General features: G+C 41.6%; 15 protein-coding genes. 4 read left to right on the top strand and 11 right to left on the bottom strand.

The annotated features are described in order from the left end of the window. The first annotated feature begins 234 nt into the window (after positions 1 to 234). Positions 235 to 780 carry a crossover junction endodeoxyribonuclease RuvC gene (gene ruvC, locus BFG52_RS06210; protein WP_067553654.1) on the top strand — a complete coding sequence of 182 codons (546 nt, stop codon included), beginning with the start codon at positions 235 to 237 and terminating at the stop codon, positions 778 to 780. A gap of 160 nt (positions 781 to 940) precedes the next feature. Here ruvC and BFG52_RS06205 read toward each other — a convergent pair whose 3' ends face one another. After that, positions 941 to 2,665 carry a glutamine--tRNA ligase/YqeY domain fusion protein gene (locus tag BFG52_RS06205; RefSeq protein WP_067559225.1) on the bottom strand — a complete coding sequence of 575 codons (1,725 nt, stop codon included), beginning with the start codon at positions 2,663 to 2,665 and terminating at the stop codon, positions 941 to 943. A 160-nt stretch (positions 2,666 to 2,825) separates the two neighbouring features. Between BFG52_RS06205 and BFG52_RS06200 the strand changes: the two genes are divergently transcribed. Beyond that, positions 2,826 to 3,335, top strand: coding sequence for a peptidylprolyl isomerase (locus BFG52_RS06200; RefSeq protein WP_067553652.1), 510 nt, complete (start codon positions 2,826 to 2,828; stop codon positions 3,333 to 3,335). Positions 3,336 to 3,359: 24 nt separating this feature from the next. Next, positions 3,360 to 4,079: a UDP-2,3-diacylglucosamine diphosphatase gene (locus tag BFG52_RS06195; RefSeq protein WP_067553650.1), complete on the top strand. Its 720-nt coding sequence runs from the start codon at positions 3,360 to 3,362 to the stop codon at positions 4,077 to 4,079. Between the two features lie 186 nt (positions 4,080 to 4,265). On the opposite strand, the gene BFG52_RS06190 is transcribed toward BFG52_RS06195, so the two are convergent. The 3 genes from BFG52_RS06190 to BFG52_RS06180 all read right to left on the bottom strand — a co-directional run bounded on the left by BFG52_RS06190 (position 4,266) and on the right by BFG52_RS06180 (position 9,115). Further along, complete coding sequence (locus tag BFG52_RS06190; protein ID WP_067553648.1) at positions 4,266 to 6,431, bottom strand: malate synthase G; 2,166 nt, start codon at positions 6,429 to 6,431, stop codon at positions 4,266 to 4,268. Positions 6,432 to 6,835: 404 nt separating this feature from the next. Continuing rightward, the gene (zapE, locus tag BFG52_RS06185) at positions 6,836 to 7,990 is read right to left on the bottom strand and encodes a cell division protein ZapE (RefSeq protein WP_067553646.1); all 1,155 of its coding nucleotides are present in this window, start codon (positions 7,988 to 7,990) and stop codon (positions 6,836 to 6,838) included. A gap of 81 nt (positions 7,991 to 8,071) precedes the next feature. Next, positions 8,072 to 9,115 carry a helix-turn-helix domain-containing protein gene (locus BFG52_RS06180; protein ID WP_067559222.1) on the bottom strand — a complete coding sequence of 348 codons (1,044 nt, stop codon included), beginning with the start codon at positions 9,113 to 9,115 and terminating at the stop codon, positions 8,072 to 8,074. 262 nt (positions 9,116 to 9,377) lie between these two features. On the opposite strand from BFG52_RS06180, the gene BFG52_RS06175 reads away from it, so the two are divergent. Then, complete coding sequence (locus BFG52_RS06175) at positions 9,378 to 10,286, top strand: lysine exporter LysO family protein (RefSeq protein WP_067553644.1); 909 nt, start codon at positions 9,378 to 9,380, stop codon at positions 10,284 to 10,286. Between the two features lie 126 nt (positions 10,287 to 10,412). Here the strand turns inward: BFG52_RS06175 and pyrF are convergent, their stop codons facing one another. From pyrF to tadA, 7 genes are all read right to left on the bottom strand, one after another. Continuing rightward, positions 10,413 to 11,108: an orotidine-5'-phosphate decarboxylase gene (pyrF, locus tag BFG52_RS06170; RefSeq protein WP_067553642.1), complete on the bottom strand. Its 696-nt coding sequence runs from the start codon at positions 11,106 to 11,108 to the stop codon at positions 10,413 to 10,415. 346 nt (positions 11,109 to 11,454) lie between these two features. Next, entirely contained in the window at positions 11,455 to 11,820 is a 366-nt protein-coding gene (locus BFG52_RS06165) for a lipopolysaccharide assembly protein LapA domain-containing protein (protein WP_067553641.1), read from the bottom strand. A 20-nt stretch (positions 11,821 to 11,840) separates the two neighbouring features. After that, positions 11,841 to 12,146 carry an integration host factor subunit beta gene (locus BFG52_RS06160; protein WP_067553640.1) on the bottom strand — a complete coding sequence of 102 codons (306 nt, stop codon included), beginning with the start codon at positions 12,144 to 12,146 and terminating at the stop codon, positions 11,841 to 11,843. A 164-nt stretch (positions 12,147 to 12,310) separates the two neighbouring features. Beyond that, on the bottom strand, positions 12,311 to 13,987 hold the full coding sequence (rpsA, locus tag BFG52_RS06155) for a 30S ribosomal protein S1 (protein ID WP_067553639.1): 1,677 nt from the start codon (positions 13,985 to 13,987) through the stop codon (positions 12,311 to 12,313). Positions 13,988 to 14,094: 107 nt separating this feature from the next. Beyond that, positions 14,095 to 14,790 carry a (d)CMP kinase gene (cmk, locus tag BFG52_RS06150; RefSeq protein ID WP_067553638.1) on the bottom strand — a complete coding sequence of 232 codons (696 nt, stop codon included), beginning with the start codon at positions 14,788 to 14,790 and terminating at the stop codon, positions 14,095 to 14,097. 12 nt (positions 14,791 to 14,802) lie between these two features. Beyond that, complete coding sequence (locus BFG52_RS06145; protein ID WP_067553634.1) at positions 14,803 to 15,234, bottom strand: SRPBCC family protein; 432 nt, start codon at positions 15,232 to 15,234, stop codon at positions 14,803 to 14,805. Between the two features lie 70 nt (positions 15,235 to 15,304). Then, a complete protein-coding gene (gene tadA / locus BFG52_RS06140; RefSeq protein ID WP_099092624.1) occupies positions 15,305 to 15,835 on the bottom strand; it encodes a tRNA adenosine(34) deaminase TadA in 531 nt (176 codons plus the stop codon). Positions 15,836 to 15,867 lie beyond the last annotated feature (32 nt).

Genomic DNA, 15,867 nt, shown 5'->3' with positions numbered 1-15,867 from the left:
ACTTTTTTGTATGCTTCTTTTTTCCTATACTTTTTCGCATAAAAGCCAAGGCACTTGATCCTGGTTCTTATGCTTCAAGGTGCTCATCACATCTGCCCTCCCCACACAGTTCCTCAAGCACATAATCCATCTGTTTATTTAAGCCCGCTACAATGCCGAATAGCAGTGAAATACAGCACACCAATGGCGCTGAAGTGCTTATAATGGCAATATGTTTGCGATGATATCTTTATTATGTCTTTGATTATTGGAATAGATCCTGGTTCACGCCTGACTGGTTACGGCATTATTGAACAAAACGGACAACAACTAAAATTTATCGATGCCGGCACCATTCGTACCGAAACCACAGAAATTCCTGAGCGTTTAAAACGTATTTTTGCCGGACTTGACCGGATCGTAAAATTTCATGGTCCGACTGAAGCCGCTGTTGAACAAGTATTTATGGCACAAAATCCCGACTCTGCCCTCAAGCTCGGGCAAGCGCGTGGTGCTGCAATTGCGGCATTGGTCAACTTAGATTTACAAGTCGCAGAGTACACTGCACGTCAAATTAAACAGTCTGTGGTGGGCTATGGTGCGGCAGACAAAGAACAAGTGCAAATGATGGTCATGCAACTACTCAAACTCGAAATACGCCCACAAGCCGATGCCGCCGATGCCCTTGCCGCAGCAATTTGTCATGCACATGCCTCTGGCAGTATGAGCAAACTAGCTGTACTCAATGCCTTAGGTGGTATGGCACGTGGGCGTAGCCGCTACAGTAGCCGACGTCGCTAAATAAAAGTAAGTCACTTTATATTGCTTCGTATTGCTCTGATTGGCTATTGCCTATTGCTGGGTATTGCTAATGATTGAATATCTGAAATGGCATAAAAAAACTCAGTCCTCGCTGAGTTTTTTTATGGCAATCTTTAACTTTGACAAGAGCTTTAATTCACTATTTCGCTGGCTTAAAGCTATCACGTAAATCTAAGATACGGTTAAATACAGGTTTTTCTGCCTGATGATCGTAACGATCTGCTACAAAATAACCTTCACGCTCAAACTGGAAACGCTGCTCTGGTGCTGCCTGTGCCAATGCTGGCTCAATATAAGCCTGTAACACTTGCAAGGAGTTTGGATTGAGATGTTCAAGGAAATCATCACCTTGCTCAGGATCTGCTTGGCTAAATAAGCGATCATAAATCCGCACTTCGGCAGCGACCGCTTGACTGGCTGACACCCAATGAATCACCCCTTTAACCTTACGACCTTCTGGATTTTTACCCAAAGTTGCAGGATCAATTGAACATTTTAATTCAATTACTTCACCCGTTGCTGGGTCTTTAATGACTTCATCACAACGAATCACATAAGCATGACGCAGACGCACTTCACCCCCCGGAATCAAGCGCTTAAAGCCTTTGGGTGGAACTTCTTCAAAATCCTTACGGTCGATATATAAATCACTGGTCAATGGAATATCGCGCATGCCCATATCAACATTAGGGTGACGCGCATGTTGTAACTGCATCGCTTCAGGCAAGTTGGTTAAAGTTATCTTTAATGGATTCAACACCGCCATACCACGTGCAGCGGTATTCTCCAAAGATTGGCGAATACAGAACTCTAGCATCGCGACATCGACAATCCCGTCTGTTTTAGAGACACCCACTCGCTTACAAAAATCGCGCAAGCCTTCTGCTGTAAAACCACGACGACGCATGCCAACCACTGTAGGCATTCGAGGATCATCCCAACCATTGACAAAGCCACCTTCAACCAAACGGCGTAATTTACGTTTTGAAGTAATGGTATAGTCAATATTTAAACGACTCGATTCATATTGATGCGGTACTGCTGGTGACTGTACTTTCTCAACCACCCAATCATAAAATGGGCGATGATCTTGAAACTCAAGGGTGCAGAGTGAATGGGTAATGCCTTCTATTGCATCTGATAATGGATGCGCATAATCATACATTGGATAAATTTTCCAACGTTCACCAGTTTGGTGATGTGCGCTATGCAGTACACGATACAAAATCGGATCACGCATATGTACATTACGTGACTGCATATCGATTTTGGCACGCAATACCGCACCACCCTCGGCAATCTCACCATTGGTCATTTTTTCAAATAACGCCAAGTTTTCAGCGACGGTCTGATTACGCTGTGGCGAATCTTTGCCTGGCTCTTTAAAGGAACCACGGTTCATACGGATTTGCTCTGGTGTTTGTAGATCTACGTAGGCATCGCCTTGTTTTATAAGTTGTATTGCCCAAGCATAGAGTTGGTCAAAATAACTCGAAGCATAGCGTGGCTCACCTTGCCAGTTAAATCCTAACCATCGCACGTCATCGGCAATACCATCCACATATTCTTGTTCTTCAGCATCAGGGTTGGTGTCATCAAAACGTAGATTGCATAGACCTTGGAATTCTTCTGCAATCCCAAAGTTTAAGCAAATTGCTTTGACATGACCAATGTGTAAATAACCATTTGGCTCTGGCGGGAAACGCGTAATCACTTGTTTGGTGCGACCAGCCTCAAGGTCATCGCTAATCACCTGACGGATAAAATCCAAGCCTGCCTGTTGTTCTTGCTGTTGATCATCGACAGAAGAAGAAGGCTGTGTCGGGGTCATCGGCAATTTAGAGGCAACATCATTTGGATTCATAATCAATTCGTCACTTAAGAAGTAAAATTCATATAAAAACATTATTTGTACTTTTTAACAAAGAAAATAACGTTTTTGCTTGCCTTGTAGTTTACAGTTTGCTTATGCTTCTCACAACTGAAAAACCCATTGCATTTACGCATGGCTAGGAGATTATAGAATGAGTTTTCCTCAAGTCGAATTAAACACCAATAAAGGTCGTATTGTTCTTGAACTCAATGCTGAAAAAGCACCGCAAACAGTAGCAAACTTTTTACAATATGTCCGCGATGGTTTTTATGATGGCGTGATCTTTCACCGTGTTATTAATGACTTCATGATTCAAGGCGGTGGCATGGATGAAAACTTCAAAGAGAAAGCAACACGTGATGCGATTGAAAATGAAGCCGACAACGGTCTCAGCAATGATGTTGGTACCATTGCAATGGCACGTACGCAAGCACCACATTCTGCTTCAGCACAGTTCTTTATCAACGTTAAAAACAATTCTTTCTTAAACCACACCGCTAAAAATGCTCAAGGTTGGGGTTATGCCGTGTTTGGTAAAGTGGTTGATGGTTTAGATGTCGTTAATGACATTAAAACAGTACGTACGGGTAACCGTGGTTATCATGCTGATGTACCCTTAGAAAATGTTGTGATTGAATCGGCTAAAATTATTTCCGAATAGTTCTCGTCAGTATTCGGTATATTTGTGATGCATCTGTTTATTTCAGATCTACATTTATCCCCAGAACACCCTCGACTGATTCGGGGGTTTCTTGATTTTTTAAAGCATTATCAGAAACAACATGTACATCTTTATATTTTAGGGGATTGGTTTGATGCTTGGATCGGTGATGATGATCAAGCAGCATGGCTAGATGAGATTGTTATTGCCATGCAAGACTTTCATCGCAGTGGTAATCGGATCTATTTCCAAGTCGGTAATCGTGACTTTGCCTTGGGACAAAACTTTTTAGACCAATTTAATGGCATCTTATTGCCTGAAGTCGCTTATTTAAAAGTCGGTCAATATAATTACCGCATTGAACATGGTGATGCCCTCTGCACCGATGACTTATCCTATCAACGTTTTAAGAAAATTATCCGCCAGCCTTTGATTTTGGCGCTTTTAAAACGTACCCCACTCAACTTCCGTAAAAAACTTGCTGCAGGCTTTCGGCAAAAAAGCACCACGGCACAGCAATACAAAACAGCAGACATCATGGATGTCAATGACAAAGCCGTTGAACAAGCCATCCACAACGTCGATGTACTCATCCACGGTCATACCCATCGTCCCAATACCCATTCATTACAAGACAAAACACGTATCGTGCTGGGTGACTGGCGTGAACAAAGCGCTGAAGCGAAATACCTAAAAATCGATCACAACGGGCACTGGCAATTGCTAACTTGGGTAATCGCTTAAAGATCAGACGCATATATCCCACATAGAACCGATATGCATATTAGATCCTGTCAATCTGCTTGCGGACCAATCCATAACACAAAAAAGCGTATTTCAAGTCAATGAAATACGCTTCGATAGACCCACGCGATGTCAGATCGTGTATACCACAACACGATCCAACACTGCGAAGATTAGGTGGTGAAACTAGTCACCTTGATAACCTTTAAGCTTCAAACGCGCTTGATGTAATAAAGGTTCGGTATAACCCGATGGTTGTTCTGCACCTTTAAAGACCAAATCACAAGCTGCTTGGAAAGCAATGTTGTTATCAAAGTCTTGTGACATGGCGTTATACAGTGGATCACTGGCATTTTGTTGATCTACAATTTTAGCCATGCGACGCATCACTTCAGCGACCTGCTCTTTGCTGACAATGCCATGACGTAACCAGTTGGCGACGTGTTGAGATGAGATACGCAAAGTCGCACGGTCTTCCATCAACCCTACATCATTGATGTCTGGGACTTTAGAACAACCCACACCCAAATCGACCCAACGTACTACGTAGCCCAAAATTCCTTGACAGTTATTTTCAAGTTCTTTGGTTTTCTCTTCATCACTCCAATTGGTCACTGCTGCCAATGGTGGTGTTAACAGATCATCTAAAGACAATGCTGTAGTGCCCAACAATTCTTGTTGGCGCTTCGCCACACTCACTTGATGATAGTGAATCGCATGAATTACGGCACCTGTTGGTGACGGTACCCAAGCACAGTTCGCACCTGCTTCAGGATGCTCGATCTTGCTGTTATACATATCTAGCAACATATCTGGTTTTGGCCACATGCCTTTACCGATTTGCGCACGACCTTGTAGACCAGCTTGTAAACCAATCATCACATTACGATTTTCATAGGCTGCAAACCATTTTTCACCTTTTACTTCAGCCTTACGCACAAAGGGTCCAGCTTCCATAAAGGTATGAATTTCATCACCAGTACGGTCCATAAAACCGGTGTTGATAAAGATGGTACGGTCTTTAGCCTGTGCGATGCAGTTTTTCAAGTTCACAGACGTGCGACGTTCTTCGTCCATAATACCGATTTTCAATGATTTCGGTGCAAGACCAAGCGCTTGTTCAGCACGTTCGAATAACTCAACAGCAAAAGCTACTTCTTCAGGACCATGCATTTTCGGCTTAACGATGTACATTGACCCTTTGCGTGAGTTCTTAATGCTATTTTCACCGCGTAAATCAGCTACAGTTAATAATGGCGTGATTAACGCATCCATGATGCCTTCGTAGATCTCTGCACCATCCACTAAAATCGCCGGGTTGGTCATAAGATGCCCAACATTACGCAATAGCATCAATGAACGACCATGTACCGAACTTTCGCCACCGTCAAGGTTTTTGAAGTTACGGTCAGCATTGAGTTTACGGGTAATGGTTTTTCCATTTTTCTCAATGCTTTCTTCTAAAGTACCGCGCATCAAACCTAACCAGTTGCGGTAGCCCTCTACTTTTTCTTCCGCATCCACGGCAGCAACAGAGTCTTCTAAATCCTGAATTGTGGTGACAGCAGCTTCAAGGGTTAAATCTTTTACCCCGGCTGCATCGGTTTGACCAATAGGACTATTTGGATCGATTTCAATAATGACATGTAGACCATTATTTTTAAGTACCACTTGACTTGGTGTTGCAGCCGTACCATTAAAACCAACCAATTGCTCTGCTTGTGCCAACGTGGTTTGAGTGCCATCCTTGAGGCTCACCACAAGTTGCTGATCGGCAATCGCATATTGGGTTGCATCTGCATGTGAGCCTTGTTGTAGTGGGAAAGTTTGATCTAAAAAGTTTTTCGCAAAAGCGATTACTTTTGCCCCACGGACAGGATTATAACCCTTGCCTTTTTCAGCACCATCTTGTTCTGGGATCACATCAAAACCATACAAGGCGTCGTATAAAGAGCCCCAGCGCGCATTGGCTGCATTTAGGCTATAGCGCGCATTACGTACCGGTACCACCAACTGTGGACCTGCCAGTACCGCAATCTCTTCATCGACATTTTCAGTGCTGATTTTGAAATCTTCAACTTCGGGTAATAAGTAACCGATTTCTTTTAGGAAAGCTTTGTAAGCTTCTAATTCAAATGTGTTGTTACGATGCCATTCATCAATTTTAGCCTGTAGTTCCTCACGCTTTGCCAATAGCGCCTTGTTCTTTGGGCTAAGATCGACAACGACTTGTTCAAAATTTTTCCAGTAGGTTTCGCTGTCTAAACCTGAGCCTGGTAATGCTTCATTTTCGATAAAATCGTAAAGTTCCTTAGCAATCGCTAACTTGCCTTTTTGAATTCGTGCAGTCATTGTCTTTCCTAATATTGCTATTTTTTATAACAAGAGCTTGTAGTATACCGATTTAAACTTGACTGAATACGAATATCACGGTGCTAAATAGTAAGCATTTCAATGTGGATTATACTTGACAATTGCCATAAACCCGTTTCTTTAAGCTTTATTATTCAATAAGTTAAACCAGTACCCGCTCATCCCCTTGGTGGATTCCAACCTTGTGCTCTACGACCAAAGTTGAACACACATGCCATTCCATGCAACGCATGCTTGTGTTTGATTAAGCCATGAATTGTTTTAAATGTCGATCATTTACGCAAAAAGCAGCACTACCATAAAACATCAAAGGCGCTTCAGAGCGCCTTTGAGGATAGAATTTACAGCAGCATATTTTACCGATGAATGCCCAAGCAGAGGACTTAACTCTCTTGTTCAGCATGCAACTCTGAGTTATGCGATTGACGATGTTCAGCTTGGATATAATCATCGGATTGCATTTCTAACAAACGGGAACGCGTTCGTTCAATTTCAAATGCCAATTTTTCACCACTATAGATATGGATAATATTATCTTCAGAGGTCAGCAATAATTTGACACCACGATCATAAAACTCATCGACCAAATAAATAAAACGACGTGTTGCATCTGATAGCACATCGGTCAAGTGCGGTACATTGCTGACCAGCACAGTATTATAGGTATTGGCTATTTCAATAAAATCCGCAGGGCTACGTGGCTTAAGACATAAATCTGCAAACTCACACCATAAAACATCTTCAGTATGTGCAATCGTCTCAACCGTACGATTATTAATAACAATCGCTTGCTCAATCACAGTTTGCCCTTGGGTGAGCGCACTAAAACGACTTGCAATCCACTGCTGATGTTCATGATTTAAGGGAGACTTAAACAGCTGGGCTTGTTTTAACACACGCAACCGATAATCCACACCCGCATCGACATTTAAAATCACACAGTTTTGTTTAACCATTTCAATGGTCGGCAAAAAGCGATCACGATGGATACCATTTTTATAAAGACCGTCTGGTGCAATATTTGAGGTTGCGATTAAGGTAATACCACGCTGGAAAAGTTTCTGAAATAAATCACTTAATATCATTGCATCAGTGACATTCGAAACAAAGAACTCATCAAAACAAATGACCACAGCATCCGCATGAATTTGATCTGCAACCAGATCTAAGGGGTTTTGTTGTCCTGACAGTTTATTTAATTCTTTATGAACAAAACGCATAAAATGATGGAAATGCATACGGGTTTTACGCCGAAATGGAATAGACTCATAAAAATTGTCCATTAACCAAGTCTTGCCACGTCCAACGCCGCCCCACATATAAACCCCCTTAGGGATCTCATGTCTTTGAAAAAACCGGAATATTTTTTTAGAAGCTTTATAGCGGCTGAGTAACTGCTGCCATACACGATCGAGCTCAGCAACTGCCTGTGCTTGTGCTTCATCAGGCATAAATTTGCCAGATGCCAAAGCTTGCGCATATTGTTCTGCTGGAGATAAGGGTAAATGGCTAAAAGAAGTAGATTTATGATCTGACATAACATTCAAATTTGTTTAGACAATAAGAGTATAACCAATAATCAACCAAGTTAAATAAGACTTTTGAATCAAGGCTTGATCTTAGCTATAACGGCTTGTACTTTTATGAAACTGGCTTGGACTTTGTCCAAACCACCGTTTAAAGGCATGATTAAATGCTGCAGTTTCAGAATAACCCAAAATTTTTGCAATATGCACAATCGAATATTGTTTGGCTTGTACCATCGCCAAAGCTTTTTGTTGAATCACTTGTTCGCGAATTTGTTTGTAGCTACTACCAAGCTGTTGTAATTGGTAACGTAAAGTTCGCTCTGCGCGTTGCATCACCCGCGCTGTTGCTGTGACTGACGCCATACACCCCTGTTGTAAGTATAAATAGTCATACACTTGCTGCAACAAACGCTGTGAATGCTGCTGTTGTTGTAAACGATGCAATGCATGATGGCAATGTTTTAAGTAAATTCGATAGGCTAAAGGATCTGCCGTTTCAAGATGATGTTTTAGATCAACACCTGTTAAGTAAATTGCATTTTCTTTGGCAGCAAAGCAAATTTTATTGCCATAGCATTGTTGATAGGCTTGTAATAACGCAGCATCTTCTGGTTGTGGCATACTCAAGTGCAAGGTCATTTTTGGCAAAGTCAAACCGGCCAAATAATGTAAACCACGTATCAAATGATAAAGGCTGGCCATTTCACATAAACCGATCAAACAATGCGATTGCTGTTGACGATAGTCTGGCAAATCATAGCTCAGTACCAGCTGATCCTGCTGCATCTCTAAGCGTAAATTGCCGTGTAAATAAGTGATTTGCTGGAAATAAATGCCTTGATGGATTGCTTGCTCAACCGTTGCAGCACTGCGTAATAACATCAGCAAAGGTCCCTGACCCACCAAAAAACGATACTGACGCCCAATCAACAATGCATCTTCGACATGCAAACCCGCCAGTAAATGTTGATAGATCTTGGCTTGTAATTCAACATCAATCACCGCTTCTGCATCAAGTGTCTCGACAGCCAATCCGATGCTTTCTAAACGCAGAGTAATATCAATACCAGCACCTTGCATGGCATTAATGAGATAAATCAGTCCGTGTATCGACTTACGATGTTGCAAGTGCATAGCCATACTCTTTTGGTTTTTGATCCTTCAATTTACTCAGCTTGTTAATTGCTCAGATTAAGAGCATTACTTAATCATGAGTCCAGCCTAGACTCAAGCGCATAACTTAACAAAATCAAAGCTAAATCTTTAGTCCATCAACAGAAAGAGTATAATTGAACATAACTCGATGGTAGAGCACAAAGATTTGCTCGACTAAGCATGTTCAGTACCCTATGGCTTGGTTATAATGACTGCCTTCATGTATTGTTGGCTATCTCACATGCAATCGCTTTGGTTGATTTTACAATTATTAATCTGTCTATTTTTGGGTTTTATATTGGCAAAAAGAATGAGCCCACGCCTCATTCAATGGGTTTATAAGATACTGCCTTATTTTACCTATATTCTTTTAGTCGCCATTGCCATGGAATTTGCCGATACCATCAATAGCCTCGCACAGCCTACACATATTATTAAAAATGCATTTATTATTGCCAGTTTAACCTCTCTAGGCAGTTTTTTATGCTGTTATATTATTTTTAAAATACTTCGCTTCCAACCGCAGCACGGCAAAGTTTCAACAGAGTTGTTATTTAGCTCCTTGCTCAACATCAGTTATGCACTATTTGCGTTGATTGCTGGCTATTTTTTAGCAACTTATCTGAGCGCAGCAGATTATCCAGCCCACATCAATACTTGGTATTTATTACTGTTTTTCATGCTGTTGATTGGTATTGATTTAGCGCAATCTCCTATCAATAAAGCTTGGCTCAATTGGAAAATTCTTTTGGTTCCCGTTGCGTGTATTGTCGGATCAATTTTAGGTGCCTGCGCCGCATTATTGTGGATTGAGCAACTCAGTTTAAGTGAATTATTTTTACTTTCTCAGGGTTATGGTTTTTATTCCATGTCGAGCATTGTGATTAGCGAACTCAAGAACCCACAGCTTGGCAGTATTGCGCTGGTCAATGACTTATTACGTGAGGTTTTTGCAATTTTGTTGATGTACTTATTGGGATGGCGTTATCCACGTGCTGCGATTGCAACTGCTGGTGCGACAGCAATGGATGTGACCCTACCAATGGTCAAACAATCCTGTGGCAATCAGTTTATTCCACATGCCATGGTCAGTGGCTTTATTTTATCTATTGTCGCGCCCATTGCGGTCAGCATGCTGGCTGCACTCTAACTGCATGCTCATGCAATGCAACTACACATTTAAACTGTTCACAACACACAGATATAAACATTATTCCACCACACCATTGGGTGCAGTGGAATATGTAGTGTCTGAATATATGCCAGTAAAACTGCTTTAAATAGATTCGTTAGTTAAGCTGTGCAAAATATCCTGTAAACTTTGTTTTGGATGCGCAGACTGCGTAATAGGTCGTCCAATAACCAAATGGCTCGCACCATTCTCCATCGCTTGTTTGGGCGTAACGATGCGTTTTTGATCATCAGCCTGACTTCCCAATGGGCGAATACCAGGTGTAACCAAATTAAAATCTTGACCTAAATTGGCACGCAATAGCGGTGCTTCCTGGGCTGAACACACCACACCATCTAAACCACATTGCTGTGTCAAGCGTGCCAAACGTTGTACTTGCACTTGTGGATCGACATCCAAACCAAGTTCAATCAAATCTTCACGCCCCATCGAGGTTAATACCGTCACAGCAATTAACAAAGTATTATAACCACCTTGCTGTAAGCGTTGTACGCATGTCTCCATCATCTTGCGACCACCACAAGCATGCACATTGACCATCCATACACCCAGTTCAGCGGCTGCACATACTGCTTGTGCTGTGGTATTTGGAATATCATGGAATTTTAAATCAAGAAAAACATCAAACTTCCGATCGTGCAAAGCCTTGATAATACTAGGTCCTTCATGGGTGAATAACTCTTTTCCAACTTTAACCCGACACAATTCAGGATCTAATTGATCAGCAATCGTTAAAGCGTCATATTGGCTTTTTGCATCTAAGGCAACAATGATACTCAAGAGACTTTTCTTCCCAGCACAAACAAATTAAACGCATTATAAAGATTTTATAGGTTTGTACCCAGCCCTATTTTAATTTACTGCCACTGCGACGGGTATTTTCCACCCATGCTGTGGCATAAACGATTGAAATACCATCACCAAGTATAGACTAGCCACAGCTCAGCATCGATTCTTTACCGTACAATCTTTACCACGCAAGGATTTGTAATTTTTCAATGCCATAAAAAACGCTGTTTTGTGCTCTATACAAAACAGCGTTTGGGGATTTAGCTATCTCAGTGTAAATTTACTATAACAAAGCTTATAGCAGCTTAACTATAAAACTACAGTTAAAAAACCACGATTAAACTTGCGTCGAATTATTTTGATCACTTCTAATATCTAATACTGTTTTTTCATGACGCATATTGGCTGCAGCCTCAGCAGCAGCAGTTTGGGCAGCATGAATTTGCTCTTTGTGTAAATAATCAATCTCTTTACGTAGGCGCTTAATTTCCCAACTGTTTTGGAATACACGGAACACCTGTACCCCCAATAACAACCCCACCACGATACCAATGGATAATGTTAGCAACACCAAAAGACCTAGGCGCATGACCGGAACTTGAGTAAACAATAAGTCAACTTCAACTTCCGCACTATTTTGCAAGACCAATGCTAAAGCATATCCAAAAATAACAATTAATAGAGCAACTAGAATATAGCGCATAAGCACCCCAAAGTTATGATTTATTTATTCAAAGATTCATTCACCGCATCGCGTAAGGCTTTACCTGGTTTGAAATGAGGTACTGCTTTAGCAGACACTTCTACAGATTTTCCGGTTTTAGGATTACGTCCGACTCGAGGATCACGATGATGCAATGCAAAACTACCAAATCCACGGATTTCAATACGGTTATCAACTGATAATGCTGCGATCATTTGATCAACCATAATTTTAACAGCTTCCTCAACTAAAGGCTCTGGTAAATGTGGATTTTTTATTGCGATTCTCTCTATTAAGTCAGACTTATTTAATGCTCCAGTAGTCATTGACGTCCTCTTAATTAATCATATTACCTAGCGTAACAGCGAGAATAATAACCTGTTTAAATACAAAAAGGTAGCGCAGTAATTGATTACCACGCTACCTTTAACAGTATTTGTATAAAAAGTATTAATTAGTTACATTACAAAATACTTTTTTACAGCACTGCTTAGTTGTTCATTTGAGCTTTGATCAAATCACCAATGGTTTTAGGACCATTGTCTTGTGCTGCAGTGTTTTGACGCAAGCTTGCAACAGCTTCTTTCTCTTCAGCTTCATCTTTCGCTTTGATCGACAAGTTGATAGAGCGAGATTTACGATCAACGTTGATGATTTTCGCTTCAACTTCTTGACCAACTTCTAAGAATTTAGTTGCATCTTCAACGCGATCGCGGTTGATTTCAGATGCTTTCAATTGCGCTTCTACTTCGTCAGCCAATTTAACAGTTGCACCACGCGCATCAACTGCAGTAACCGTACCTTTAACCAAAGCACCACGTTCATTTGCAGCTAAGAAATCGTTGAATGGATCGCTGTTTAATTGTTTGATACCCAAGCTGATACGGTTACCTTCTGCATCAACAGAAAGGATAACGGCTTCAACTGTATCACCTTTTTTGTAGCGACGGATTGCTTCTTCGCCTGCTTCATTCCAAGAAATGTCAGAAAGGTGAACAAGACCATCGATACCACCTGGTAAACCGATGAAGATACCGAAATCAGTGATTGATTTGATTGTACCAGATACTTTTTCGCCTTTTTCATGCTCTTTAGCAAACTCTTCCCATGGGTTAGCACGAGTTTGTTTGATACCAAGAGAAATACGACGACGTTCTTCATCAACTTCAAGTACCATTACATCAACTTCATCACCGATCTGAACAACTTTAGATGGGTGGATGTTTTTGTTGGTGTGGTCCATTTCAGAAACGTGTACCAAACCTTCTACGCCTTCAGCAATTTCTGCAAAGCAACCGTAGTCAGTTAAGTTGGTAACACGTGCTTTAACGATAGAACCTTTAGGATAACGGTTCATGATCGCTAACCATGGATCTTCGCCAAGTTGTTTAAGACCTAGAGAAACACGGTTACGCTCTTTGTCAAATTTAAGAACTTTAACTGTAACTTCTTGACCAACTTCAACCACTTCAGATGGATGCTTGATACGTTTCCAAGCCATATCTGTGATGTGAAGTAAACCATCGATACCACCAAGATCAACGAACGCGCCGTAGTCTGTAAGGTTCTTGATTGTACCAGTAACAGTTTGACCTTCTTCGAGTTGAGCAAGCAATGCTTCACGGTCAGCTGAAGATTCAGCTTCCATAACAGCACGACGAGAAACAACTACGTTATTACGTTTAGCGTCAAGTTTAATTACTTTAAACTCGAGCTCTTTACCTTCAAGATGAGTCGTATCACGAATAGGACGAGTATCTACCAATGAACCTGGTAAGAATGCACGAACTGGACCGATGTCAACAGTGAAACCGCCTTTAACTTTACCAGAGATAACACCAGTAACGATTTCACCATCTTCAAAGATTTTTTCAAGTTTAGTCCATGTTTCAGCACGTTTCGCTTTTTCACGTGATAAAACAGTTTGACCCATACCATTGTCAAGTGCTTCAACAACAACGTCTACAGTGTCGCCAACTTGAACTTCAAGTTCACGTTGTTCATTTAAAAATTCAGAACGAGCTACAACACCTTCAGATTTAAGGCCTGTATCTACAGTTACCCAGTCAGAATCGATGCTAACAACAACACCTTGGATGACTGCACCCTTTTCAACGTTGAGGTTTAATTCACTTTCTTCAAAGAGGGCTGCAAAAGATTCGGTCATGTTATACCTAGAAAAGTCAGCGGTCTTGGATCAGACAAGGCCGGTTTAGTGAAGCAACAACATAGTCCCTATAGAACTGATCGAGCTATGCATCTGCTAATATTCAATTATTTTGCAATATGACGGTCTATATACTGGACCATCTGTTGAAAGACTGCCTCAATGCCTAAGTTTGAACTATCAATCACATAGGCATCCTCAGCAGCTTTCAGAGGCGCAACACTTCGCTGTGTATCGCGTTCATCCCGCGCCTGTATGTTTGCTAAAATGGTACATATATTAACATCCATACCCATGTCCCGCAACTGTTTTACCCGCCGCTCAGCACGTGATTGTGCGGATGCGGTTAAAAATATTTTGACCTGTGCTTCTGGGAAAATCGTGGTTGCCATATCGCGACCATCTGCAATCAACCCCGGCGCTTGAGCAAAATCACGTTGACGTTTATAGAGCGCCTCACGTAACACAGGAATCGCCGCTACACGCGAGGCATATTCACCCACTTGCTCAGTACGAATCTGCTCTGTTACCTCGATATCATTGAGTAAAACGCGTGTCTTGGTTGTGGCATCATCACTTAAAAAACAAATATTTAGATTTTGTGCAATGCTGGCAGACTGCTGCAAGCGATGTAAATCATCTAAGTCATCTAATAAATTTTGTTGTGACAAAGCTAAACCCAGTAAACGGTATAGCGCCCCAGAATCCAGCAAATGAAATTGGTAATGCTGTGCCAATTTGGCGGCCAAAGTTCCTTTTCCAGAACCACTTGGCCCATCGATAGTGATAATAGTAACAGTCATGAAGTATTTGAATTAAACCGACTTTGCTAATCTTGAAAGCCCTAGTTTAATCGCTCGGCACAGTTGTGCAAGCACTAATTTTGTGCCAAACGGTAGAGTCATTTGCAGTTCAATTTGATAGGTCACTTCAGTCTGGGTGTCATCTATTGCCACAAAAGCAATACTGCCCAAATGGTGTTGAATAAGCGGATTTTTAATGATGCGATATTGAATGAGTTGATCTTGTTCAAATACGGTAATTTGTTCTTGCAGTGGCTTCAAAAAACCATAGCCTAAACGGCGAATAGACCCAACGCCATCAGGCTGTTGTGGATCTTCTCCTATACGCGTGCGTACAACCTGTACAGGCGCAAAGGCAATATTATAATTGGCATGTTGTGAGCATAAGGCAAAAACCTGTCCAATAGGCGCAGCGAAAGTTTTTTTGACGGTTATGCGTTGCATTCAGTTCCCTATGATGAATAGTCAAATAAGAGGGGCTTAACTTGTCAGAGCACAGCCGTTTTGTAAATCATTATTTGTGATCGTGCATTGCAGCAGATTGTACTTCTTGTTTGCGTTGTTTTTTTTGCGCACGACGTTGTTTAAAAAAATCTGATAATAAAGCTGAACATTGCTGCGCCAAACAGCCGCCCTCATAAACAAACACATGATTATAATAACCATTTTCTAGTAAACGTCGCGCACTGACCAAAGAGCCAGCTTTAGGCTCCGTGGCTGCAAAGACTACCCGTTGAATACGGGCATGAATTAAAGCCCCCACACACATGGTACAGGGCTCTAGTGTGACATATAAAGTGGCTTGCGCTGGCAGACGATAATTTTCAGTATGCTGACATGCCGCACGTAAGGCTTGGATCTCTGCATGAGCAGTGGAGTCCAGTGTCGAGATTGGACAGTTATACCCCGCACCAATCACTTGACCTGCACTGACAATCACTGCCCCAACAGGAATTTCACCAAGGGCAGCAGCTTGCTCTGCTTGCGCATAAGCCAGCTGCATCCACTGTTGATCCTCTAAACTAAAGTCCTGCTGTTGCGTCATAGCGTGCATTTACGTTCTGGTTTGTATACAAA

The organism is Acinetobacter larvae, assembly GCF_001704115.1.
In the GTDB taxonomy this organism is placed as follows: Bacteria; Pseudomonadota; Gammaproteobacteria; order Pseudomonadales; family Moraxellaceae; genus Acinetobacter; species Acinetobacter larvae.
Note: the sequence above shows the minus strand (reverse complement) of the source record. Positions and strands in the feature narration are given on the sequence as shown.